The organism is Burkholderia sp. FW306-1C-G01B (genome assembly GCF_058781685.1).
The window spans coordinates 530,965-553,003 of record NZ_JBYSWZ010000001.1; the positions used below are offsets into that span (position 1 = coordinate 530,965).

Annotated in this window: 21 protein-coding genes; 8 read left to right on the plus strand and 13 right to left on the minus strand. The window is 66.0% G+C overall.

The genetic code is table 11. The annotated features are described in order from the left end of the window. The first annotated feature begins 25 nt into the window (after window positions 1-25). The 6 genes from AC3WLY_RS02395 to AC3WLY_RS02420 all read left to right on the plus strand — a co-directional run bounded on the left by AC3WLY_RS02395 (window position 26) and on the right by AC3WLY_RS02420 (window position 5,062). Window positions 26-2,278: a secretin GspD/PilQ domain-containing protein gene (locus AC3WLY_RS02395; RefSeq protein WP_492310180.1), complete on the plus strand. Its 2,253-nt coding sequence runs from the start codon at window positions 26-28 to the stop codon at window positions 2,276-2,278. Next, a complete protein-coding gene (locus tag AC3WLY_RS02400; protein WP_492310181.1) occupies window positions 2,275-2,763 on the plus strand; it encodes a type II secretion system protein in 489 nt (162 codons plus the stop codon). Before AC3WLY_RS02395 ends, AC3WLY_RS02400 begins: the two co-directional genes overlap by 4 nt. Next, window positions 2,738-3,133 carry a type II secretion system protein gene (locus AC3WLY_RS02405; protein WP_492310182.1) on the plus strand — a complete coding sequence of 132 codons (396 nt, stop codon included), beginning with the start codon at window positions 2,738-2,740 and terminating at the stop codon, window positions 3,131-3,133. The genes AC3WLY_RS02400 and AC3WLY_RS02405 overlap by 26 nt, the downstream gene beginning before the upstream one ends. After that, the gene (locus AC3WLY_RS02410) at window positions 3,120-3,653 is read left to right on the plus strand and encodes a type II secretion system protein (RefSeq protein ID WP_492310183.1); all 534 of its coding nucleotides are present in this window, start codon (window positions 3,120-3,122) and stop codon (window positions 3,651-3,653) included. The genes AC3WLY_RS02405 and AC3WLY_RS02410 overlap by 14 nt, the downstream gene beginning before the upstream one ends. Before the next feature lie 12 nt (window positions 3,654-3,665). Further along, window positions 3,666-4,349 carry a response regulator transcription factor gene (locus AC3WLY_RS02415; RefSeq protein ID WP_425130517.1) on the plus strand — a complete coding sequence of 228 codons (684 nt, stop codon included), beginning with the start codon at window positions 3,666-3,668 and terminating at the stop codon, window positions 4,347-4,349. A 161-nt stretch (window positions 4,350-4,510) separates the two neighbouring features. Beyond that, the gene (locus AC3WLY_RS02420; RefSeq protein WP_492310184.1) at window positions 4,511-5,062 is read left to right on the plus strand and encodes a cytochrome b; all 552 of its coding nucleotides are present in this window, start codon (window positions 4,511-4,513) and stop codon (window positions 5,060-5,062) included. Window positions 5,063-5,222: 160 nt separating this feature from the next. Here the strand turns inward: AC3WLY_RS02420 and AC3WLY_RS02425 are convergent, their stop codons facing one another. The 6 genes from AC3WLY_RS02425 to AC3WLY_RS02450 all read right to left on the minus strand — a co-directional run bounded on the left by AC3WLY_RS02425 (window position 5,223) and on the right by AC3WLY_RS02450 (window position 12,446). Continuing rightward, complete coding sequence (locus AC3WLY_RS02425; protein ID WP_492310185.1) at window positions 5,223-5,987, minus strand: hypothetical protein; 765 nt, start codon at window positions 5,985-5,987, stop codon at window positions 5,223-5,225. A gap of 36 nt (window positions 5,988-6,023) precedes the next feature. Continuing rightward, window positions 6,024-7,415, minus strand: a complete 1,392-nt coding sequence (locus AC3WLY_RS02430; protein WP_492310186.1) for an alkaline phosphatase — start codon at window positions 7,413-7,415, stop codon at window positions 6,024-6,026. Window positions 7,416-7,447: 32 nt separating this feature from the next. Continuing rightward, the gene (locus tag AC3WLY_RS02435) at window positions 7,448-8,878 is read right to left on the minus strand and encodes an alkaline phosphatase (RefSeq protein ID WP_492310187.1); all 1,431 of its coding nucleotides are present in this window, start codon (window positions 8,876-8,878) and stop codon (window positions 7,448-7,450) included. Between the two features lie 153 nt (window positions 8,879-9,031). Next, window positions 9,032-9,622 carry a class I SAM-dependent methyltransferase gene (locus AC3WLY_RS02440; RefSeq protein ID WP_347065285.1) on the minus strand — a complete coding sequence of 197 codons (591 nt, stop codon included), beginning with the start codon at window positions 9,620-9,622 and terminating at the stop codon, window positions 9,032-9,034. Between the two features lie 337 nt (window positions 9,623-9,959). Then, the gene (poxB, locus tag AC3WLY_RS02445; protein ID WP_175960327.1) at window positions 9,960-11,681 is read right to left on the minus strand and encodes a ubiquinone-dependent pyruvate dehydrogenase; all 1,722 of its coding nucleotides are present in this window, start codon (window positions 11,679-11,681) and stop codon (window positions 9,960-9,962) included. Between the two features lie 237 nt (window positions 11,682-11,918). Beyond that, on the minus strand, window positions 11,919-12,446 hold the full coding sequence (locus AC3WLY_RS02450) for an Lrp/AsnC family transcriptional regulator (protein WP_047901851.1): 528 nt from the start codon (window positions 12,444-12,446) through the stop codon (window positions 11,919-11,921). Between the two features lie 149 nt (window positions 12,447-12,595). On the opposite strand from AC3WLY_RS02450, the gene mdeB reads away from it, so the two are divergent. Then, window positions 12,596-15,325, plus strand: coding sequence for an alpha-ketoglutarate dehydrogenase (gene mdeB / locus AC3WLY_RS02455; RefSeq protein WP_492310188.1), 2,730 nt, complete (start codon window positions 12,596-12,598; stop codon window positions 15,323-15,325). A 60-nt stretch (window positions 15,326-15,385) separates the two neighbouring features. Here mdeB and AC3WLY_RS02460 read toward each other — a convergent pair whose 3' ends face one another. From AC3WLY_RS02460 to AC3WLY_RS02470, 3 genes are all read right to left on the minus strand, one after another. Then, window positions 15,386-15,859: an RES family NAD+ phosphorylase gene (locus AC3WLY_RS02460; protein WP_310130601.1), complete on the minus strand. Its 474-nt coding sequence runs from the start codon at window positions 15,857-15,859 to the stop codon at window positions 15,386-15,388. Beyond that, complete coding sequence (locus tag AC3WLY_RS02465; RefSeq protein ID WP_263343568.1) at window positions 15,856-16,359, minus strand: Xre family toxin-antitoxin system antitoxin; 504 nt, start codon at window positions 16,357-16,359, stop codon at window positions 15,856-15,858. The genes AC3WLY_RS02460 and AC3WLY_RS02465 overlap by 4 nt, the downstream gene beginning before the upstream one ends. Before the next feature lie 110 nt (window positions 16,360-16,469). After that, window positions 16,470-16,979 carry an Lrp/AsnC family transcriptional regulator gene (locus tag AC3WLY_RS02470; RefSeq protein WP_492310189.1) on the minus strand — a complete coding sequence of 170 codons (510 nt, stop codon included), beginning with the start codon at window positions 16,977-16,979 and terminating at the stop codon, window positions 16,470-16,472. 198 nt (window positions 16,980-17,177) lie between these two features. On the opposite strand from AC3WLY_RS02470, the gene AC3WLY_RS02475 reads away from it, so the two are divergent. Further along, window positions 17,178-18,194 carry a 1-aminocyclopropane-1-carboxylate deaminase gene (locus AC3WLY_RS02475; protein ID WP_492310190.1) on the plus strand — a complete coding sequence of 339 codons (1,017 nt, stop codon included), beginning with the start codon at window positions 17,178-17,180 and terminating at the stop codon, window positions 18,192-18,194. An 81-nt stretch (window positions 18,195-18,275) separates the two neighbouring features. On the opposite strand, the gene AC3WLY_RS02480 is transcribed toward AC3WLY_RS02475, so the two are convergent. The 4 genes from AC3WLY_RS02480 to AC3WLY_RS02495 are packed head-to-tail and all read right to left on the minus strand — an operon-like array spanning window position 18,276 to window position 22,009. Beyond that, entirely contained in the window at window positions 18,276-19,016 is a 741-nt protein-coding gene (locus AC3WLY_RS02480; RefSeq protein WP_492310191.1) for a heparin lyase I family protein, read from the minus strand. A gap of 19 nt (window positions 19,017-19,035) precedes the next feature. Further along, window positions 19,036-19,800, minus strand: a complete 765-nt coding sequence (locus tag AC3WLY_RS02485) for a WecB/TagA/CpsF family glycosyltransferase (protein WP_492310192.1) — start codon at window positions 19,798-19,800, stop codon at window positions 19,036-19,038. After that, window positions 19,797-20,813 (minus strand): glycosyltransferase family 4 protein, encoded by a 1,017-nt coding sequence (locus tag AC3WLY_RS02490; RefSeq protein ID WP_492310193.1) that lies wholly within the window; start codon window positions 20,811-20,813, stop codon window positions 19,797-19,799. Before AC3WLY_RS02490 ends, AC3WLY_RS02485 begins: the two co-directional genes overlap by 4 nt. After that, on the minus strand, window positions 20,810-22,009 hold the full coding sequence (locus AC3WLY_RS02495; RefSeq protein WP_492310194.1) for a hypothetical protein: 1,200 nt from the start codon (window positions 22,007-22,009) through the stop codon (window positions 20,810-20,812). The genes AC3WLY_RS02490 and AC3WLY_RS02495 overlap by 4 nt, the downstream gene beginning before the upstream one ends. Window positions 22,010-22,039 lie beyond the last annotated feature (30 nt).

A 22,039-nucleotide genomic window follows, 5' to 3' on the forward strand; every position in this document is an offset into this window, starting at 1 on the left:
AATCGAACCTTTATCGAACACCATCATGAAACGTACCGTCAGTCTATTACTCCTGGTCTCGGCGCTCGCGCTGGCAGGCTGCGCGAGCGCCCCGTTCAACGCCCCCGCGGCCGACGCCGGAACGCCTGCCGAACGCCTCGGCACGCTCCAGCGGCAGAAGGAGATCGCACCGGAAGATATCCGGATCGCCACGTCCGTCGAGCTGACCCGGCAGGAATACGTGCGCGCCGAATTGAAGGCCGCCGAGCGGCAAAGCACGCAGGGGAACCACGCCGCGGCGATCGATCACCTGAACAACGTGCTGGCCGAGGACGCCGGCAATCTCCGCGCCCGTCAGGAACTCGAGCAGGTCGCCAGCCGCCAGCAGATGGCGATCGAGCTGTCGCGCGCGCAGCGCATCCGCGGCGAACAGCCGCAGGAAGCGCTGGAGATCGCCCGGCGCATTCTTGCCGAGCAGCCGAACCATGCGGAGGCCAAGCGGCTGCGCGATTCGCTGTTGCGCGCGTCGCAGGCGAGCCGGCCGGTGCGTCCGCAACTGTCCGACGCGTTGCGCAAGCCGGTTTCGCTCAATTTCAAGCAGCAGCCGATGTCGAACATTTTCGACGTGATCTCGCGCGTGTCCGGCGTGAACTTCGTGTTCGACCGCGACGTCGATACGAGCCAGCCCGCCACGATGTTCGCCGAGCGCACCACCGCAGAGGACGCGATCAACCTGCTGCTGCGCACGAACCAGCTCGAGAAGAAGGTGCTCGACAAGCACACGCTGCTCGTCTACCCGTCGCAGCCGGAGAAAAGCCGCAACTACACCGAGTTCGCGCTCAGGACGTTCTTCCTGTCGCACGCGGACGCGAAGTCGGTGATGGCCGCGCTGCGCCAGATGATCAAGCCGAAGGACATCTACGTGGACGAGCGGGTCAACGCAGTTGTCCTGCGCGACACGCCCGAAACGATCCAGGTTGCGGAACGCGTCGTGATGGGGCTGGATATTCCGCAGTCCGAAGTCACGCTCGATGTGCAGGTACTGGAAGTCAACATGAACGACAGCGTCGATCTCGGCGTCCAGTATCCGGGCCGCATTCAGTTCGGCGCGCTCGGCGGCGTCGACGGCGCCGTGCTGACGCTCGGCGACCTGCTGCGCGTGAACCGCGACCGGATCGGCGTATCGAGCGAATCCGGCGCGTTGTCGCTTGCGATCGACATGCTGCAGAAGCAGGGCAAGACCAAGACGCTCGCGAATCCGAAGATCCGCGTGCGGAACATGGAGAAGGCCAACATCAAGATCGGCGAACGCGTGCCGATCGTGACGACCACGAATGCGAACGGCGTCGTCACGGAATCGGTCAGCTACCAGGACGTCGGCCTGATGCTAAAGGTCGAGCCGCGCATCAGCCTCGACGACGAGGTCAGCGTGAAGGTCAACATGGAAGTCAGCAGCATCCTGTCGAAGGAAACCACCAAGACCGGCCTGGTCGCCTATGCACTCGGGACGCGCAATGCGGAAACGCTCATGACCGCGAGAAACGGCGAAACGCAGATCCTCGCCGGTCTGGTCAAGCGCAACGAGATCGAGAACGTCTCGGGGCTGCCCGGCATGTCGGGCCTGCCCGTCGTCGGCCGGCTGTTCGGCTCGAACGGCCGCAGCAACGAGCGCTCGGAAATCGTGCTGCTGATCACGCCGCACATCGAGCGCAACCTCGACTTGCCGACGTCGGCGGTCACGACGTTCCTGTCCGGGACGGAGGCGCGCATCACGACCGAGGCGCTGACGCTCGAAGCCGCGCCCGTCCCCGCGCGGACGGTATCCACGAGCGGCCCGGACCTCGATGCGTCGATCGAGCCGACCGTACCCGCCGCGCAACCGAATACGGACAAGGTCGCCGACGGCGCGCCGGAAGCGGATGCGGAAGCGGATGCGCGTCCGGCCGGCGAGCCCGGCGCCGCCAAAGACACGGCGGGCGAGCGCGGCGCGCATGGCGGCGGCATGATGCGCGTGCGCGCGGAGGCGGCCGCCCGGCCGTCGACGGTCGCGCCTGCGATCGACGGACAGACGGCGACTCCGGCCGCACAGCCGTCGACGGCCAAGGCCGTCGCTAACGCGGACTCGGGCTTCGATCCGGAAGCGTCCGCATCGGCGAAGCGCGGGCTGGTGGCCATGCTGCGTTCGCTGATCGGCTCGCTGGTGTCCTTCGTTGCCTCCGTCCGAAGCGACGGCTTGCCCGGCGCGACCCTGCAAGCCGATGCGCCGGAGTGGCTACCGCGCGCCGGGGGCTTCGCATGATCGCCCGGCGACGCGTTCGCGCGCGCGGCTTCACGCTGATCGAACTGATGGTCGCGCTGACGCTGCTTGCGTTGCTCGCAACGGCGGCCTTGCCGCTGACCGATCTCGTCAAGCGTCGCGCCGCCGAAGCCGAGTTGCGCCGCTCGCTGGTCGTGATCCGTTCGGCGCTCGATGCGTACAAGGCCGCGGCCGACGACGGACGGGTCGAGCGCAGCGCCGACGCCAGCGGCTATCCGCCGGACCTGCGCACGCTTGTCGAAGGCGTCGAGGACAAGACGTCTCCGGGCGGCGCGCGACTGTATTTCCTGCGCAAGATTCCCGCCGATCCGATGTGCGAATGCGACGGCAAGGCGACCGACGAGATGTGGGAAACGCGCAGCTACGCGAGCGATCCCGCATCCTTTTCGTCCGGCGAGGACGTATTCGATATTCGTTCGACCAATCGCAAGGAGGGCCTCAATGGCGTCCCGTACAACCAATGGTAGGCGAGCGCGGCGTGTCGCCGGCTTCACGCTCATCGAACTGCTCGTCGTCATGGCGATCATCGCGACGCTGACCGCGTTCGTCGCGCCCGGCTATCTGAAACAGGGCGACCGCGCCAAGGAAACGGTGCTGCGCCACAACCTGAACACGCTGCGACAGTCCATCGACGACTACCGGGCCGATCACGGTCGCAACCCGGATTCGCTCGACACGCTCGTCGCCAATCGCTACCTGCGCGAAGTGCCGCTCGACCCGGTGACGGGCAAACGCAGTTCGTGGCTTCTGCTGGCCGGAGACGCCGGCGGCGTAGCCGACGTGAAGAGCGGCGCGAAGGGCCGCGCACTCGACGGAAGCGGCTATGAGACGTGGTAACCTGCGGCGACGTCCGCGCGCGCAACGCGGCATCGCGTATCTCGGCGTGCTGATGCTCGTCGCGGCGCTGGGCCTGGGGATGACCCAGGCAGCGCGCATCTGGAGCACCGTTCAGCAGCGCGACCGCGAAGCCCAGTTGCTGTTCGTCGGCGACCAGTTTCGCGCGGCGATCGCAAGCTACTACAATGCCGCAGGGCAGAACCGCTATCCGGCGTCGCTCGACGCATTGCTGGAGGATCGCCGGACCTTGCCGACGCAGCGGCATTTGCGACGCCTGTATGCCGACCCGCTGACCGGGTCGACTTCCTGGGGGCTCGTGAAAGCGCCGGACGGCGGGATCATGGGCGTGTTCAGCGAAGCGTCCGGCCGGCCGCTGAAACGCCAGGGGTTCCCGGTCCGCTACGAGGCCTTCGGCGATCGCGACACGTATGGCGAATGGACGTTTGCATATTTGCCGCCTGCGCCCGGCGACGGCTCCGCGAACGGAGCCGGCACGTCGACGGGCGGGGCGGCACACTGAGAGTGAAACGACATGATCGTTGCAATCCTGGAAGACAATGCGATGCAGGCGGGCGTCGTGGCCCGCTGGCTCGAGAAGGCCGGCTACGAGATCGAGGTGCGTCACGATGGAGGGAGTTTTGTCGAGCTGGTGCGTTCCCGGCGTGTCGACGTGCTGCTGCTCGACTGGGACGTGCCCGGCATGTCGGGCATCGACGTGATGCGATGGGCGCGGGAATCGTTCGCCGATGCGCTGCCGATCATCATGATGACGCAGCACGACGGCGAGGACGATATCGTCTTCGGTCTCAACAACGGCGCCGACGACTATCTCGTCAAACCGCTTCGAGAGCGCGAGCTGATCGCGCGCGTGAGCGCCCAGGCGCGAAAATACTATCCGGAAACCCGGCGACCGAAGTGCGTCGAGGTCGGCAAGTTCGCGCTCGACACGGGCAGGCATGTCGCGACCGTGGACGGCGAACCGGTCGAACTGGCCCAGCGCGAATTCGATCTCGCGCTGATGCTGTTCGAAAGCGTCGGCCAGATCGTGTCCAAGGACATGATGATCAAGCAGGTATGGGGCGTCGTCGACCGCAAGTACGACGCGACGCTGGCCACCTATGTGAGCACGCTGCGCAAGAGTCTGGGACTGCGGCCGAAGAACGGGCTCATCATTTCGACGATATACAACTACGGGTACCGGCTCGAACGGACCTGACCCGCTGGCGGGCCCGCTTTGTTCCTGCGGCCGTCATGGAGACGGTCGCGGGCGTTTAGAAATCGTTCAGGTTCTTTTGCATCCTGCAACGCGGCCGAGATAATTCTCATCTTTGAGTCATGCCGATCAATCGGTCGGCAACAGATAAAGGATGTTGAATCATGTCTTCCGTTTCGCAGGTACACACATGGCGCCGATCGCCGAACGTCGACCGATACGATCGGCTTTCCCGCTCGCTGCACTGGGTATTCGCGGCCATCATTCTCTATACGATGGTTGCAGGCATCTCGCTTCATTTCATCACGCACCCGAAGATCTGGGGTTTCGTGTCGACGCTCAACATGTCGCTCGCGACGTGCCTGATTGTCCTGTTTCCGCTGCGGTATTTGTGGTCGTTCTTCCGCAGGACGCCGCCGGAGATTGGTTCGATTCCGGACAAGCAGCGCGCGATTGCGCATCTGGTTCATTCGCTCATTTACGCGCTGATCGCCGTCGTCCTGGTGAGCGGCTACATGATGGTGCCTGAAGGGTACTGGCTGTTCTGGACGGTATTCGTGAAAACGCCGTTCTCCGCCGGCCCGGTCACCGAGCACTGGTTCGCACTGCACAAGGTTGCATGCTACGCGCTGGCCGCTCTGGTGGCGGCGCATGCCGGCGCCGCGCTGAAGCATCATTTCGTGTCGAAGAACGATGTCCTGAAGCGCATGCTTTGATAAAGCGGGCTGGCTGCGAAGCAGCAACAACTCGGTCATTCGGAATACTCAAAAAACCGGCCAGAGCCCGGCCGTATCGCGACGATACCGGCCGGCCTGACCGCAAGCCCCGCTTACGAAACGTCGATCGGCCGCGCAAACGCGTCATCGGTCGCGCCGGTCAATCCAGATAGTCCGCGTATTCCTTGTGCGCGTAGCCGGCGAGCGCCTGCCAAGGCAACGGCTCGCGCCGCGACGCCGGCGTCTGCGTGAGCGTCAGCTTGCGCACGACGCGACCGTCGGCACTCCGGTATTCGACCGACAGCGGCGCCTGCAACCGTTCGCTCCACAGGATCCGGTTCACGCCGCGCGCGCCGGGCGACTCGACCGCCTGCTCGTACCAGCGGGTGCCGGGCGCGTCGCCGCGCTTCGCCGCCGCGAGCCGCTTCAGTTGCGACGGCGGCGTCACGTAGTACGCGTTGTCCCACGAGCCGTCGAAGCCCGTCGTCTCATACTCGGCCGGCGGCACGCTGACGACCGTCCGGGTCGCCGCGTCCACATACTCGATGCGCGCCGTCTTGCCGTCATAGGTGACGTGTCGTGCGGCCGCCTGGAAGTTGAAATGCTTGTGGCCCGCATGGGCGGCCGCCGGCTGCACGCCGGCGCGCGGCGGATCCTGGCGCGCATGGCCCGCGCCGTGGTCATGGTCATGGCCGTGGTGATCGTCGTCATGACCGCCGCCCGCCGCCGCGACGGGCAGCACGCGCTCGACCCACACGTGCCCGTCGCGCCGAACCATCCGTTCGCGATACATCGTCGTGCGCGTCACGCCGTCGGCCGTGACGGTGCGGCTTTCGTGCAGCAGCACGGCGTCGAGATCCGCGGCCGCAAAGGCCGGGAGCGCGGCCAACCCGCAAGCGAGCGCACCGAGAAGCTGGCGTTTCATCGGGAGTTCCCGTTCATCATCATGAAGTCGCCGGCCTCAGAAACCGAACGCCGATCGCACGAGGCCGAACACCTTCGTGTTGTCGATCGTGCCCTTGAACGCCTTCGCATCCGCGCCGTCGGCAAACAGCATCACGTCGCCGCCGCCGTGCGTCTCGGAGCCCGCACTGCCCATCCGCACGCCGACTTCCTGCAGGTACGCCTCGTTCATCGCCGTGGCCGAATCGACCGACGCGCGCACGTTCGGCCGGTTCGCGCCATTGCCGAACACCAGCGTCGTGTAGGTATTGCCGTCGGCATCCCTGCTCGGCTGGCCGTCGCGATAGTTGCGGCTGATGTCGAGAATCGGATTGCCGCGCTTCGAATAGCCGTTGATCGTCATCGTGTGGTCGTGGTCGGCCGTCACGACGATCAGCGTATTCGACAGGTCGACCTTCGACAGCGCGACGCGGATCGCTTCATCGAATGCCGCCGTATCCTCGAGCGCGCGCTTCGCGTTGGTGCCGTGCAGCGCATGATCGATCCGGCCGCCTTCGACCATCAGGAAATAGCCGTTCGAGTTCTTCGACAGCACGTCGATCGCCTTCGACGTCATGTCCGCGAGGCTCGGCTGCGAAGGCCCTTCGCCCTTGCCCGCGACGCGGTCCAGCTCGTACTCGAGATGGCTCGTCGAACTGAAGAGACCGACCAGCTTGCCGTTGCCGGCTTGAGCGAGCTGATCCTTCGTAGCCACGACCGTGTAGCCCTTCGCCTTCATCTCGTCGAGCAGGTTGCGCCCGTCCGCGCGGCCGCGCTTGTTCGCGACCGGATCGAACGGCGTCCAGTGATTGCGGCCGCCGCCCATCAGCACGTCGACGCCGTCGCCGAGCGCCGCGTTGTAGCCGGCACCGCCCGGCGCCGCTTGCGCGGCGATGTCGTACTGCGCGTCGCGATGGCAGATGTGCGAATAGGTCGCGGCGGGCGTCGCGTGCGTGAGCTCGGTCGTCGTGATCGCGCCGACCGCCTTGCCGCGCGCCTTCGCCAGTTCCAGCAGCGTCGCGACCGGCTGGCCGTTGCCCGACGCGCAGTGGTTGACGGTCTTGTTGCCGTTGACATCGCTGCCCGGCGCGACCGCGCGCGTGTCGGACGACATCGACAGCACTTCGTTGTTCATCTTCACGCCGGTCATGTACGCGGCCATCGACGGTGCGCTGTCGGTCGTCTGCGCGTCGTTCGAGAAGGTCTTGACGCGCGCGGTGCGGGCCAGCTTCTCCATCGTCAGTTGCCCCGACTCGCCGACCTTGTAGATCCGGCTCGCCGTCACGGTCGTCGGCCCCATGCCGTCGCCGAGAAAGAAAATCACGTTCTTCGCCTGGCCGGCGGCCTGCGCCGGGCCGCACGCGAAACCCGCGACGGCCAGCGCCGCCGCGATGCACTTGATGGTCGACATCCTGTATTCCCCTGTACCCGTGTTGTCGGCGCTCAAAGCTGCACCGCGTTGCGCACCAGCTCGAAGACCTTGTTGTTCTCGATCACGCCGTGGAACGCATCCGCGCCGCGGCCAATCGCACCGAGGAACACATCCGTGCCGCCGTGCGTCTCGCTGCCCTTGTCCATCCGCACGGCCGCCTCCTGGCGATAATCGTCGGCGCCCGTCACCGCATCGGTGAGCGCGGTGCCCGCACGGCTGCCCTGCACGCGGTTCTCGCCGTTGCCGAAGCCGATGATCGTGTACGGCGCGCCGTCCGCGTCCTTCGCGACCGCGCCCGTCTGGTAGCTGCGCAGCACGCCCAGCACGCCGGGCTTGCCCGATTCGGTCTTGCCGGTGCGCGCCGCATAACCGTTCAGCACCAGCGTGTGATCGTGATCGGCCGTGACGACGATCAGCGTGTTCTTCAGGTCGGGATCGGTCTTGCGCACCTTGTCGAGCGTCGCCTTGATCGCGTTGTCGAACGCGACCGTGTCCTGCAGCGCGCGCTTCGCGTTGGTGTCGTGCAGCGCGTGATCGATCCGGCCGCCCTCGACCATCAGGAAATAGCCGTTCGGGTTGTTCTGCAGCACGTCGAGCGCGCGCGTCGCCATGTCGGCAAGGCTCGGTTCCCTGGTCGCGCCGCGGTCGAGGTCGTAGCTCATGTGGCTCGACGAAAACAGGCCGACCAGCTTCCCGCTCTTCGTCGCATCGGCGGCCAGCAGGTCGTCGCGGTTCTGCGCGAACGCGTAGCCCTTGGCCTTCAGTTCGTTGACCAGGTTGCGTCCGTCGGTGCGCTTGCCGCCGCCGTCCTTCGGTACGAAGAATTGCATGCCGCCGCCGAGCACGACGTCGACGCCGTTGCCGAGCGCGCCGTTGTAGCCCGCGCCGCCCGGCACGAGCTGGGCCGCGATGTCGTTCTCGGCATCGCGATGGCACACGTGCGCATAGGTCGCGGCGGGCGTCGCGTGCGTGACGCGCGTGGTCGTCACGACACCGGTGGCCATCCCTTTCGCCTTCGCGATCTCGAGCAGCGTCGACACCGATTTGCCGTTGTTCGCGCCGCAGTTGCCGGTGAGGCCGGCGGTCGGCTCGATCGCCTTCGTGTCGGGCGACATCGAAATCACTTCGTTGTTGGTCTTGACGCCGGTCATGTACGCCGACATCGACGGCGCGCTGTCCGTCACCTGCGCATCGTTGGAATAGGTCTTCACGAACGCGGATTCGGGCAGCGTGTCGATCGTGAGCGCGCCGTCTTCACCGACCGCATAGATGCGCGCGGCCGTCAGCGTCGTCATCCCCATGCCGTCGCCGAGGAAAAAGATCACGTTGCGCGCCGCCTGCACGGGCGCGGGCGTCGAGCTGGTCGGGCCGTCGTCGCTGTTGCATCCGGCAAGCGCAAAGGCGCCGGCACACAGCAGCGCCGCCATTTTGATTCGATTCATGTTGCCGGTTCCCCCGGTGTTGCTGCTTTCGAAATGAAAGGCGATGGTAGGAACCTGATGTGACGGCAAGATGAATGGAAATTGGAAGGATCGGTATGAATTATGAAAGCAACCGGCGCGGCGCCGTGTCCTGGCGCCCTGCGCGCGGCCGCGTCAACCGGCGTGTTCGGTGGCGGCGCCGCGCACGGTCACGATGCGCGCAGGCGGAATATTTGCCCAGACGATACGGCTGCCGCAGGCAACGAATGCCGAATCGCCCAGCGGATGACGGCCTGGCGAGCGCAGGTCGTACGTGAATTGAATCATCACGCCGTCGGCCGACAGCACGCGATGGCATTGCTCGACGATGGCCGTCACGTCCTCGCGCGGCAGCGTACGCAACGGCAGGCACGACACGATCGCATCGACCCGCGCGGCGGGCGGCAGCAGCCGTTCGAGCTGCCGCGCATCGCCCCATACGATCGAGACGTCCGGAAAGCGTCGCCGCAGGTGCTGCACGAACGCCGGCGAACGCTCGACCACGACGAGGCGCCGTGGCGCGACGCCGCGTTCGAGCAACGCCGCGGTGATCGCGCCGGTGCCGCCGCCGAGTTCGACGACCAGCCCGTCGCCGTCCGGCACCGCACCGGCCATCTCGCGCGCCAGATGCCGCGAACTCGGACACAACGCGCCCACCGCGGCCGGGCGGCCGACCCACTCGCGCACGAACAGTGCCGAGACACGCCACGCGTTCGGCCAGATCATTGGCCGGCCTCGATCTGTTTTGCCTTCAGCGTTGACGTGCCGATGACTTCGCGAGGCAGGGCAACGGCGACACGGGGCTTTTGCATGGGCATCCTCCTGGACGATCCGGTCCGCCGCAGGAAGAGCGACGATCCAATCGATTCTAGGAAACGAAAACTTAAGGCGACGTGAAGATTGTCCCTAATATCCCGCGCCGCCGCGCGCCCGGGCCTGCGCCGAATCGGCGCCGACGGGCACGGGCGCCGGATCGGCCGCGCGCGAACGGGCGGTACAGCACGGCCTCGGGCACGACCGGCGGGGCGCGCGCGCCGCACGCCGCGTCACGCGCGGCGCGAGGTCACCTCAGGTTGGTTCTCGCCAGCTCGACGATCTCGTCGCCGCGCCCGCTCAGGATCGCGCGCAGCATGAACAGGCTGAAGCCCTTCGCATGCGCGAGCTCGATCTTCGGCGGCATCGCGAGTTCGTATTTCGACGTGACGACGTCGACCACCGCCGGCCCGTCATGCGCGAACGCCGTGCGCAGCGCTTCCTCGACGTTCTCCGAATGCTCGACGCGCACGCTGAAGATGCCCGCGCCCTTCGCGATCGCCGCGAAATCGGTCGGGCTCAGGTCGACGTTGGTGTCGAGATAGCCGGCCGCCTTCAGCTCCATCGACACGAAGCCGAGCAGGCTGTTGTTGTACACGACGATCTTGATCGGCAGGTTGAGCTGCCGCGCGCTCAGCAGATCGCCGAGCAGCATCGACAGCCCGCCGTCGCCGGACAGCGACACCACCTGCCGCCCCGGATGCGCACCCTGCGCGCCGAGCGCCTGCGGCATCGCGTTCGCCATCGAGCCGTGATTGAACGAGCCGTGCAGTTGCCGCTTGCCGTTCATCGTCAGGTAGCGCGCGGCCCACAGCGTCGGCGTGCCGACGTCGGCCGTGAAGATCGCATCGTCGGCCGCGACTTCGTCGACGATCTTCGTCAGGTATTGCGGATGGATCGCGCGGCCTGGCGGCTCGGCCACCGCGAGATCGTCGAGCCCCTTGCGCGCGGCGGCGTAATGCTTCAGCGCATTCTCGAGGAAGCGCCGCTGGGTCTTGCGCGTGAGGCGTGGCAGCAGCGCGGCGATGGTCTCCTTCACGGTGCCGACGAGGCCGAGCGCGAGCGGCGCGCGGTGGCCGAGCTGCGAGCCCTTCCAGTCGATCTGCGCGACCTTCGCGTTCGACGGATAGAACGGCCGGTACGGGAAATCCGTGCCGAGCATCAGCAGCGTGTCGCACGATTCCATCGCGTGATAACCGGAGCTGAAGCCGATCAGCCCGGTCATCCCGACATCGAACGGGTTGTCCCATTCGACGAACTGCTTGCCGCGCAGCGCATGCACGACCGGCGCGCCGAGCGTGTCGGCCAGCGCGACCACTTCGTCGTGCGCGCCCTGCGTGCCGCTGCCGCACAGCAGCGTGACCGCGTCGGAGCCGTTCAGCAAGGCCGCGAGCCGGTCGAGATCGGCATCGGCAGGCAGGATCGACGGCGGCGCCGATTCGCTCCACGCCGGCGCTTCTTCCGGGCCGTCGCCGAGCGCGATGTCGCCCGGCAGCACGATCACCGCGACGCCGCGCTCCTCGATCGCGGTGCGCATTGCGCGCGCGAGCACGCGCGGGAACTGCGACGCATTCGTCACGAGCTCCGCGAAGTGGCTGCACTCGCGGAACAGTTCCTGCGGATGGGTTTCCTGGAAGTAGCCGAGCCCGATTTCGGTCGACGGGATGTGCGCGGCGATCGCGAGCACCGGCTGGTGATTGCGGTGGCAGTCGTACAGCCCGTTGATCAGGTGCAGGTTGCCGGGGCCGCAGCTGCCCGCGCACACCGCGAGCCGCCCGGTCGACGCGGCATCCGCGCCGGCCGCGAACGCGGCGCTTTCCTCGTGCCGCGTGTGCATCCAGCGGATCGCCCCGATCTGGGCCAGGCTGAACGACAGGCCGTTCAGGCTGTCGCCCGTCACGCCCCAGATGCGCTCGACGCCCGCCGCCGCCAGCGTCTTCGCCAGGTATTCCGCCATCGTCTGTCTTGCCATCACGCCCTCACTCGTTGATTGATAGAGACATGCATGAACCGGCCGTGCGTTCGCACGCATCGCCCACCGGACGAGCATACGCGACTGGCCCGCGCCGCGTCGCGACGGTGCAACCGGGCCGACTGCCGTATGAGGCGCACGCACGCGATTGGTTCGATCCGTCGCCGCGCCGCGCGGCGGCTGTCACCGTTTCGTCATCGTCATGTCGGCCAACGGACAGGCTGGCAGGCGTCGCGCTCAGCTCCAGTCGGACGCCGACTCGTCCGGATCGACGAGCGTGAGCCCCGCCGCCGGCAGCGGCAGCGCGGTCTTGTAGCGCACCTGCTTCAGCGCGAAGCTCGACCGGATGTTCGACACGCCGGGAATCGTCGTCAGCCGCTCGATGATGAAGCGCTCGAGCGTGCGCATGTCGGGCATCACGACGCGCAGCAGATAGTCGGCGTCGCCCGACATCAAATAGCACTCCATCACCTCGGGCCGCTGCGAGATCGCTTCCTCGAAACGCTGCAGCGCGTCCTCGACCTGCTTCTCGAGGCTGACCTGGATGAACACGTTGATCCGCAGCCCGAGCGGCTCGGGATCGAGCAGCGTGACCTGCTGCCGGAACAGCCCGAGCTTCTCCAGCGCGCGCACGCGGTTGAAGCACGGCGTGGTCGACAGGTTCACCGCGCGCGCCAGTTCCGCGTTCGTGATCCGCGCGTTCTGCTGAAGCTGGTTCAGGATGCCGATGTCGATGCGGTCGAGCCGCTTCGGGGAGGTGCTCATGGTTCGAATATTCCTTCTCTCGCGACGATTCCGGAATATTTACACTATCCATAAACAAATTCCCAATGAAATCAGACGCATATTCTGTGAATCGGCGCGTAGCATGAGTCCCATTGATGCGTGCCGCCGCCGGCGCGTGGGAGACTCATATGACGGATCTGTCGAACGGTATCGAACACGCGCAGCGCGCGGCCCTCGCGCGCGCCGATGCAGACCCGGAAGAAACCGCCGAATGGCTCGAGGCGCTCGACGCGGTGGTCGCGCACGTCGGCCGCGACCGCGCGCAATACCTGTTCGACCGGCTCGCCGAGCATGCGCGCGCAACCGGCCTCGCGTCGCAGCGCGCGCCCGTCACGCGCTACCTGAACACGATTCCGCCAGCCGAGCAGCCGCCGTATCCGGGCGACCTCGACCTCGAGGAACGGCTGTCGGCCGCGTTGCGCTGGAATGCGCTCGCGATGGTCGTGCGCGCGAACCGCGCGTACGGCGAACTCGGCGGCCACATCGCGAGCTATGCGTCGGCGTCCGACCTGTTCGAAACCGGCTTCAACCACTTCTTCCGCGCGGCGGCGACCGCGGCCGGCGACGCACCCGGCACGGCCGGCGGCGATCTCGTGTACTTCCAGCCGCATTCGTCGCCGGGCGTCTATGCGCGCGCGTATCTCGAAGGCTTCCTCACCGAGGACCACCTGAAGCATTACCGCCGCGAAATCGCCGGCCCGGGCCTGTGCTCGTATCCGCATCCGTGGCTGATGCCCGATTTCTGGCAATTCCCGACCGGCTCGATGGGGATCGGCCCGATCAACGCGATCTACCAGGCGCGCTTCATGCGCTACCTGCAGCATCGCGGCCTCGCGAACACCGCGGGCCGCACCGTGTGGGGCTTCTTCGGCGACGGCGAGATGGACGAACCCGAATCGCTCGGCGCGCTGTCGCTCGCCGCTCGCGAGGGGCTCGACAATCTCGTGTTCGTGATCAACTGCAACCTGCAGCGGCTCGACGGCCCGGTGCGCGGCAACGGCCACGTGATCGACGAACTCGAGGCGCAATTCGCGGGCGCCGGCTGGAACACGATCAAGGTGCTGTGGGGCTCCGACTGGGATCCGCTGTTCGCGCGCGATCACGCGGGCGCGCTCGCACGCGCGTTCGCCAATACGGTCGACGGGCAGTTCCAGACCTTCTCCGCGAACGACGGCGCATACAACCGCGCGCGCTTCTTCAGCCAGGATCCCGCGCTCGAAGCGCTCGCCGCACAGCTCACCGATGCGGAGATCGACCGCCTGCGCCGCGGCGGCCACGACGCGCGCAAGCTGCACGCCGCGTATGCGCGCGCGCTCGCGCACCGCGGCCAGCCGACCGTGATCCTCGCGAAGACGATGAAGGGTTATGGGATGGGCACGGCCGGCCAAGGCCGGATGACGACCCATCAGCAGAAGAAGCTCGACGTCGACGATCTGAAGGCGTTCCGCGACCGCTTCCGGTTGCCGCTGTCGGACAGCGACGTCGAGCAGTTGAAGTTTTACAAGCCAGCGGAAGACAGCCCGGAAATGCGTTACCTGCATGCCCGCCGGGCTGCCCTGGGAGGCTATCTGCCCAGAAGGCGGACAGCGGCATCGAAGGGGCTGACCGTCCCTTCGATGCCGGCCTGGGGAGCGTTCGCGCTGGACGCGGCCGGCCGCGAGATGTCGACGACGATGGCGCTCGTGCGCATGCTCGCCGCGTTGATCAAGGATCGCGACATCGGTTCGCGCGTCGTGCCGATCGTGGCCGACGAAGCGCGCACGTTCGGCATGGCCAGCCTGTTCCGGCAGGTCGGCATCTACTCGCCGCTCGGCCAGCGCTACGAGCCGGAAGACCTCGGCTCGATGCTCTACTACCGCGAGGACACGCGCGGCCAGATCCTCGAGGAAGGCATTTCGGAAGCGGGCGCGATCTCGTCGTGGATCGCCGCCGCGACGTCGTACAGCGTGCACGACCTGCCGATGCTGCCGTTCTACATCTACTACTCGATGTTCGGCTTCCAGCGCATCGGCGACCTGATCTGGGCCGCCGCCGACCAGCGCTCGCGCGGCTTCCTGATCGGCGCGACGTCCGGGCGCACGACGCTCGGCGGCGAGGGCCTGCAGCACCAGGACGGCAGCAGCCACCTCGCCGCGTCGACGATCCCGAACTGCCGCGCGTACGATCCGGCGTTCGCGTACGAAGTCGCGACGATCGTCGATGCGGGCATGCGCGAGATGGTCGAGCAGCAGCGCGACGTGTTCTATTACGTGACCGTCATGAACGAGAACTACGCGCAGCCGTCGATGCCCGACGACGATCCGGCCGCGCGGCGCGAGGGCATCCTGAAGGGCATGCACCGGCTGCCGTCCGGTTCGAACGCGACGGCACGCGTGCAATTGCTCGGCTCGGGCGCCATCCTCGGCGAAGCGCTCGCCGCGCAGCGGATGCTGAAGGACGACTGGGGCATCGACGCGGCCGTATGGAGCGTCACGAGTTTCACCGAACTGCAGCGTGACGGGATGGAAGCCGAGCGGCTGTCGCGGCTCGGTGCGCCTGCAGCCGATCCGTACGTCACACGAATGCTTGCGGCGACGCGGGGCCCCGTCGTCGCCGCGACCGACTATGTGCGCGCGGTGCCCGAACTGATCCGCGCGTACGTACCGCGCCGCTACGTGACGCTCGGCACCGACGGGTTCGGGCGCAGCGACACGCGCGACGCGCTGCGCGCGTTCTTCGAGGTCGATCGCGCGAGCATCGTGCTCGCCGCGCTGAAGGCGCTGGCGGATGATGGAGAACTCGATGCGACTATCGTGCGCGACGCGCGAGAGCGTCTCGGCAAGTCGGCATATCCAGGCGTCGCGCCATGGCAGCGCTGATCGGGCGACGCGACCGCGCAGCAGCCGACGACTGTTCGTTAACCAAAACAATACGGCCGACTAGCCAAAGAGGCGCGGATCCAGCGCGAACGCTTCTTTGCCGATCACTTTCACTCTCGAAGCAAAATCCGCATGCAGCGGGTTCAGCAGCAAGTTGAAGTCGGTCGGGCAGACGACCGACGGTACGCGCATCGCCAACTGCTCGCCCGCTTCAAGCCAGACCTGCCCGATCCGCGCGGTCGACTCCGGATCCTGCGACAGTACGGCCCAATCGTCCGGCAGGTCCGGCTGGTACGCGTTGTCATAAACGGTGTCGGGCACTTCCAGCGTCACTAAAAAAAATCCGCCAGCGGGAAGCAAGCCGGACATATGGACGAGTAACTCGAGCAACGACGTCGACGCATGGCAGCAGGTGTATAGCACCCGCATGCCGCGAGGATTCCAGCGGCCACCGGCGATCGCCGCGCCGTTCCCGCTCAGGTCGTCGGCCAGGTAGTGCCCCTTTCGTTCTTTCGCGAGACGATACAACCTCACGCGCCGACCCCGAACTGGGCACGGTTCAGAATGTCGCGCACCCGGTCGTAGCCGGGCTGTACATCGAGCACTTCGAGCGGCTTCAAACCGTCGAGCTCTGCGTTCGCCCGGCTCATCCACGCCGCTGCGCGCTCGCTGTCCTCAAACAGATCGGTGGCGAGATCCAGTACGTAGAGCACGCGCGCAACGCGATCGGACTCGCCTTGCGACAACCGGTCGTGTTTGGCGATTTTCCGCAGAATGGTCGAGCTGGGCAGGCTCAGCGCGCTCAAGAGGGACTGAACCGGCACGCCGAGCAACTCGCGCGCGACGCGCTCGATGATGACCGCGTCGAAACCCTCCGCGATCGCGCGCCGCTGCAACATCGGCGCCATCCGGCCAAAGGTGTCGAAATCGCCCTTGCCGGCGCCCAAACCGTTCGAGCCGCCCGCCGGCGTCGCGGCGCGGGATGCGGCAGCCCGCTTGGCAGGCTGACGGGCCGCAGGTGTGGTTGCTGTCATGGCGATTCCCAAATGGGCTAATTTGAATTCTCATTGTATACACCCAAACGGGAATTTTCAATTAGCCAAACGGCATAGCCTAGGCCGATGGGAATCGACGACGCTCCGCGCTACACCGGCAGCGCATGCGTCGACAATATCTCCTTGAGCACCATGAACGACCGCACCTGCCGCACGCCCGGCAGGTAGATCAGTTGCTCCGCGTGCAGCCGGTTGAAGCTCTCGTTGTCGCGTGTGCGCACCAGCATGAAATAGTCGAACTCGCCCGTTACGACGTGACATTCGACACACCCCGAAACCTTCTGCGCGGCCTTCTCGAACGCGGCGAACGCTTCCGGCGTCGAGCGATCGAGCACGAAGCCGATCACGACCAGCATGCCGGCCCCGAGCGGCTTCGGGTCGAGCAGCGCGACGATCCCGCGAATCATCCCCATTTCCTTGAGCCGTTCGACGCGCCGCAGGCACGCCGGCGCGCTCAGCTTCACCTTCGCGGCGAGGCTCACGTTCGAGATCGACGCGTCCTGCTGAAGCTGCCTGAGGATCGCGCGATCGATGCGATCGATGCGATCGAGCGCGGGCGCGGCATCGACAGGCGTCGCCGGTCTTCCACTTAATTTCATTGCGTCTTCCTCGATTTTTCAGAACTCGAATTGCTTGATTAACGCTGGATTCGTTATCAACGTAGGCCGACGATATTTATTTCGCAAGCTCATTTCGCGCGTGCTTGCCTATCATTTTTCCATCGGGACACCGCGTGCCGGCCCCTCCCGAGCGCACCGATGCCCGCGCCAACCCCGCCTTTCCGGAGACAAGAATCGATGAACCTGCAACGCTTCCCCCGTTACCCGCTGACGTTCGGCCCCACGCCCATCCAGCCGCTCAAGCGCCTGAGCGCGCACCTCGGCGGCAAGGTCGATCTGTATGCGAAGCGCGAGGACTGCAACAGCGGCCTCGCGTTCGGCGGCAACAAGACGCGCAAGCTCGAATACCTGATCCCCGATGCGCTCGCGCAGGGCGCGGACACGCTCGTATCGATCGGCGGCGTCCAGTCGAACCAGACGCGCCAGGTCGCGGCCGTTGCCGCGCATCTCGGCATGAAATGCGTGCTCGTGCAGGAGCACTGGGTCAACTATGAAGACCCCGTGTACGACCGGATCGGCAACATCCAGCTGTCGCGCATGATGGGCGCCGACGTGCGGCTCGTTGCCGACGGCTTCGACATCGGCATCCGCCGCAGTTGGGAAGAAGCGATGGAGAGCGTGCGACAGGCGGGCGGCAAGCCGTATCCGGTTCCGGCCGGGTGCTCCGAGCATCCGCTCGGCGGGCTCGGGTTCGTCGGCTTCGCGGAAGAAGTGCGCGCGCAGGAAGCCGAACTCGGTTTCAAGTTCGACTACATCGTCGTGTGCTCGGTGACGGGCAGCACGCAGGCCGGCATGGTCGTCGGCTTCGCGGCCGACGGGCGCGCGGATCGCGTGATCGGGATCGACGCATCCGCGACGCCGGAGAAGACGCATGCGCAGATCACGCGCATCGCGCGGCATACGGCTGAAATCGTCGAGCTCGGGCGTCGCATCGACGAGCAGGACGTCGTGCTCGACACGCGTTATGCAGGCCCCGAATATGGGCTGCCGAACGACGGCACGCTCGAGGCGATCCGGCTGTGCGCACGGCTCGAAGGCGTGCTGACCGATCCCGTGTACGAAGGCAAATCGATGCACGGGATGATCGACAAGGTGCGGCGCGGGGAATTCGAGCCGGGGTCGAAGGTGCTGTATGCGCACTTGGGTGGGGTGCCGGCGTTGAGCGCGTATGCGGAGATTTTCCGCAACGGGTGAGGCGGGCCCGGTGGAGGCACGGCGCGCACCGGCGTCACGCATCCGTCGAACCGGCATCGCATCCGCCCGGTCCGGCTCCGCTCATCGGGCCATCTCACGTAGTGCCTTCATCTCGATGTCGCCGTAATATATCGTTCGCTCGGTCACATCGGACGGGCGGGTCTTCCACCACCATTTGTAGAGGCCGAGCTTGAAGTAGGCGTCGCGATCGTTCGGATACGCGTTCGGTACGCCCGTAACATGCACGACGCGTTCGCCGTTCCGGAAAACACCGGTCAGCGCGTCGACGCCTCGATCGTCCGGTCGATACCGCAGCACCCACCAGACCCGTTTCCCGCGATCCGCCGACGGATCGCCAAACGCAATGGATCGGCCCGGCATGCCCGGCGCGCCACGCACATCGACTTCGTACTTCCCGTTATTCAGCAGCAACGCAAACGGCGGGGATCCGTCGCTGCCGCCCTGATGCAACTGCGCGACGAGTTCCGGCTGTCTGGAATCGAACCGGTAGTCGGCGGGAATGACCGTCGACCAGCGCACCTCGTAGTCGCGACCGTTGACGAAGCGAAACACCGGAGAGAAGCTGATCTCGGAACGTGGCGTGCCGCTCGCCACGCTGCTGAAGTCCTGCGAGCGGTTCATCGTCACCCTCAACAGCGTGCCGTGAATACCGGAAATTTCGGCGGTGCCGATGTTCTGCACCGCCGGCTCCTGCAAACGAAGCCGCGAATCGATGCCGCTCGCCCAGTCCGACCGATAAATGCGCGCATCGTCATGCTTGCCGCCTTCCGCGCCCGCGTGACAAACCGATGCGACGAGCACGCATGCGGCGACAGCGAATCTACCGCGCATTCCGCTCTCTTTTTCGCCGAATCAACCGCGACACATACGCGCGCGCCAGCATCGCCAGGAACCGGCTGTTGGTCGACAGATAGCGCTTCCACATCCGCCCCGGCTCCTGGATCACGCGAAACGCCCACTCCAGCCCACTTCGCTGCATCCACGGCGGCGCCCGCTTGACCTTCCCCGCCACCACGTCGAACGTCCCGCCCACGCCCATCACGAAATCGACGCCCAACTGCGATTTCCAGCGATTGATGAAGTTTTCCTTGCGCGGCGACGTGATCGCGACGAACAGCAGCCGCGCACCCGACCGGCGGATATCGTCCACGACCGCCTGTTCGTCGTCCCAGAAATAGCCGTGGTGATATCCGGCGACCGGCAGCCGCGGATAGCACGCCGCCGTCACCGCGACGACCCGCTCGACGACCTCCGGCGTCGCGCCGAGCAGATAGACCGGCAGCCCTTTCGCTTCGGCCAGCGCCAACAGCCGATCGAACAGATCCACGCCCGCGACGCGTTCCGGCACCGGGATGCCGAGCAGCCGCGCGCCCCAGACGACGCCCATGCCGTCGACATTGACGATGTCGCATTCCCGGACCGACGCGGCGAGTTCCGCATCGCGCTGCAGGTTGACGATCTTCGCGACGTTGACGACGACGTGCTGCGTGAATTGCCGTTTCTCGACTCTCGCGCCGATCCAGTCCACCGTATCGTTCATCGACATCAGATCGATCGGGCATGAAAAGATTTCAGCGCGATTCATTGCAAGGCCTCGCTATCATTTTTTTCGGCATCCGGAATATCGTTGGAAAATCTCGACGACCCATGCAGCAACGCATACAGCGCCTTCAACTTCGCCGACACATCGGCGGAGAAGTAACCGAGCGCCGCAAGCTTCTCGCGCCCATTGGATCGCGCGCCGGCCTTCAACACATCGGCAAGCTCGTTCGTCAGACGGCCCGCGTCGTGGTCGAACACCACCATGCCCGGCGACACGCCATCGAGCAGTTGCCGCACGTTGCCGACATCGACCGATACGACCGGCAGATCGAGCGCCATCGCTTCCTTGACCGATTGCGGCGACCCTTCCCGGGTCGACGTCATCAGCAGGCACGCGGCATGCGCCAGCAGGTCGCGCACCTCGCCGCGATCGAGACCGTCGATATGCCGCTCCTGCACCCGGATGCCGTGTTGTTCCGCAAGCTGCCGCAGCACCTGCGAAAACAGCGGATAGTTCTTCTCCGGACGCTTCGGCGACGACGGGAAGACAACGATCGGCACGGCGGATTTCACGAGCGCATCGTCTCGATCCTCGGCGAAGACCGTCTCGTTGACAGCACACGGAATCGTCGCGCAGCGGCAGCGCAGCCGGATCAGACGTGCTGAAATTTCCGCACTCACGCCGATGCACGCATGCGCGAAGCACGCCATCGATTTCGACACCGCGCGCATCCAGAGCGGACCCAGGATGTCCGTGCCGTGGAACGTGATGACAATCCGTGCTTTCGTCAACAGCCGGACCAGCGGTGCGGAACACGCGCTCAGGCCGAAGTGGTAATGCACGACGTCGTACCGGCCCGCACGAGCGGTCTTCCAGACCTGCCAGATCGAGCGCAGGTATTCATGCTTGTCGCGATGCCCGTCGATGACGAGCACATCGACCGTGCAGCCGCCGGAACGCCGCAGCGCGTCGACCTGCTCGGTCACGAACACGCCTTGCCAGGGGTTCGCACGGTTGCTGCCGAGATACATGTTCGTAACGACGAGAATTTTCATGAGCGAACCTCCACCGCCCCGCCGCGATGCGCCGGGCCGACGCGCGTCCGCCCCCACGAAAACGCATACATCGCCAGCAGCGCGGAAAATACGTAAGACGGCGACACAAATGCCATCGAGAACAGGTTGTCGAAGCAGAACGCGCCGACGATGTAGAACCAGACAGCCGGCTTGCGCCGCCCTTGCCCGTATCCCAGCACGAACACCAGCCACGCGAGCGCGCCGAACGCGCCCATCTCGACGAACAGGTGCGGGTAGAACGTGTCGGTGGTCTTCAACAGCCCGCCGAGCCCGTACCAGTCGAAGTGATAGAGCTGGTAGAGCGGCGACGAGAACTTCACCGATGCCGGGCCGCCGAAGCTGCCCAGGCCTTCGCCGAGCAGATTGCCGTTGCGGATCGACTCGAACATCACGCGATAGGATTCGGCGCGCGCCGAATTGCCCGCGACGACGTAGAACAGGATCTTCGCCATGCCGACCTTCAGCAGCGAATCCAGCACGCCCATCGCAGTCAGCACGAGCATCGTGCCGGCGATGCCGGCAGTGGCCAGCCACGCGCGCACGTCCCTGACGTTCCTCACGAACGGATAGAGCGCCAGCACCGCGAACAGCTTGAACGAGAAGCCGAGCAACGCGAAGAACAGGAAACCCCACGACGCGATCGCCGCCCGACGGCCGGACCAGTACCAGCGGCACAGCAGAAACGCGCAGAGATTGATGAAGCTGAACTCCGAAAAGAATCCCATCCACCCCTGCGCGCGCAGGAACAATCCCGAGTCGATCCTCACCGGCATGAACAGCGGCAACCCGGTCGCATACGACACGTAGAAATACAGCTGGAACAGGTCGTTGCTCACAACCACGCCGATGAACGTCCTGACCAGCACGTCGAGCCGGTCGCGGTACGGGAAGATCGCCACCGTGATCACGACCGGAAACGGGAAGCGGACGAGTTCCTCGATCCCGGCATGGACGTTGAACGACAGCAGCATTCCGATGCAGAGCGACACGGCAATGGGGAGCGCGACGACGGCCAGCCGGTGAAAGCGCGGGCGCAGCAGGATCGCCGCGAACACGAGGCCGAACGCGCCCATCTTTACGACCTGCGAACGATCGTCGTCGAGCGTGAGCAGCGTGTCGCTGACGCAGAAGACGAAGTAGGCGAGCGCCAGCAGTCCGGCGCCCAGGTCGGCCACGCGCGATCGACGATGCGGCACGATCGCCGG

Coding starts and splice junctions, on each gene's coding strand:
- AC3WLY_RS02465 (WP_263343568.1), bottom strand. CDS start 16,359: ATGACAGCAACCACACCTGCGGCCCGTCAGCCTGCCAAGCGGGCTGCC.
- AC3WLY_RS02490 (WP_492310193.1), bottom strand. CDS start 20,813: ATGAAAATTCTCGTCGTTACGAACATGTATCTCGGCAGCAACCGTGCG.
- AC3WLY_RS02410 (WP_492310183.1), top strand. CDS start 3,120: ATGAGACGTGGTAACCTGCGGCGACGTCCGCGCGCGCAACGCGGCATC.
- AC3WLY_RS02430 (WP_492310186.1), bottom strand. CDS start 7,415: ATGTCGACCATCAAGTGCATCGCGGCGGCGCTGGCCGTCGCGGGTTTC.
- mdeB (WP_492310188.1), top strand. CDS start 12,596: ATGACGGATCTGTCGAACGGTATCGAACACGCGCAGCGCGCGGCCCTC.
- AC3WLY_RS02475 (WP_492310190.1), top strand. CDS start 17,178: ATGAACCTGCAACGCTTCCCCCGTTACCCGCTGACGTTCGGCCCCACG.
- AC3WLY_RS02435 (WP_492310187.1), bottom strand. CDS start 8,878: ATGAATCGAATCAAAATGGCGGCGCTGCTGTGTGCCGGCGCCTTTGCG.
- AC3WLY_RS02415 (WP_425130517.1), top strand. CDS start 3,666: ATGATCGTTGCAATCCTGGAAGACAATGCGATGCAGGCGGGCGTCGTG.
- AC3WLY_RS02440 (WP_347065285.1), bottom strand. CDS start 9,622: ATGATCTGGCCGAACGCGTGGCGTGTCTCGGCACTGTTCGTGCGCGAG.
- AC3WLY_RS02470 (WP_492310189.1), bottom strand. CDS start 16,979: ATGAAATTAAGTGGAAGACCGGCGACGCCTGTCGATGCCGCGCCCGCG.
- AC3WLY_RS02485 (WP_492310192.1), bottom strand. CDS start 19,800: ATGAATCGCGCTGAAATCTTTTCATGCCCGATCGATCTGATGTCGATG.
- AC3WLY_RS02425 (WP_492310185.1), bottom strand. CDS start 5,987: ATGAAACGCCAGCTTCTCGGTGCGCTCGCTTGCGGGTTGGCCGCGCTC.
- AC3WLY_RS02405 (WP_492310182.1), top strand. CDS start 2,738: ATGGCGTCCCGTACAACCAATGGTAGGCGAGCGCGGCGTGTCGCCGGC.
- poxB (WP_175960327.1), bottom strand. CDS start 11,681: ATGGCAAGACAGACGATGGCGGAATACCTGGCGAAGACGCTGGCGGCG.
- AC3WLY_RS02400 (WP_492310181.1), top strand. CDS start 2,275: ATGATCGCCCGGCGACGCGTTCGCGCGCGCGGCTTCACGCTGATCGAA.
- AC3WLY_RS02395 (WP_492310180.1), top strand. CDS start 26: ATGAAACGTACCGTCAGTCTATTACTCCTGGTCTCGGCGCTCGCGCTG.
- AC3WLY_RS02450 (WP_047901851.1), bottom strand. CDS start 12,446: ATGAGCACCTCCCCGAAGCGGCTCGACCGCATCGACATCGGCATCCTG.
- AC3WLY_RS02420 (WP_492310184.1), top strand. CDS start 4,511: ATGTCTTCCGTTTCGCAGGTACACACATGGCGCCGATCGCCGAACGTC.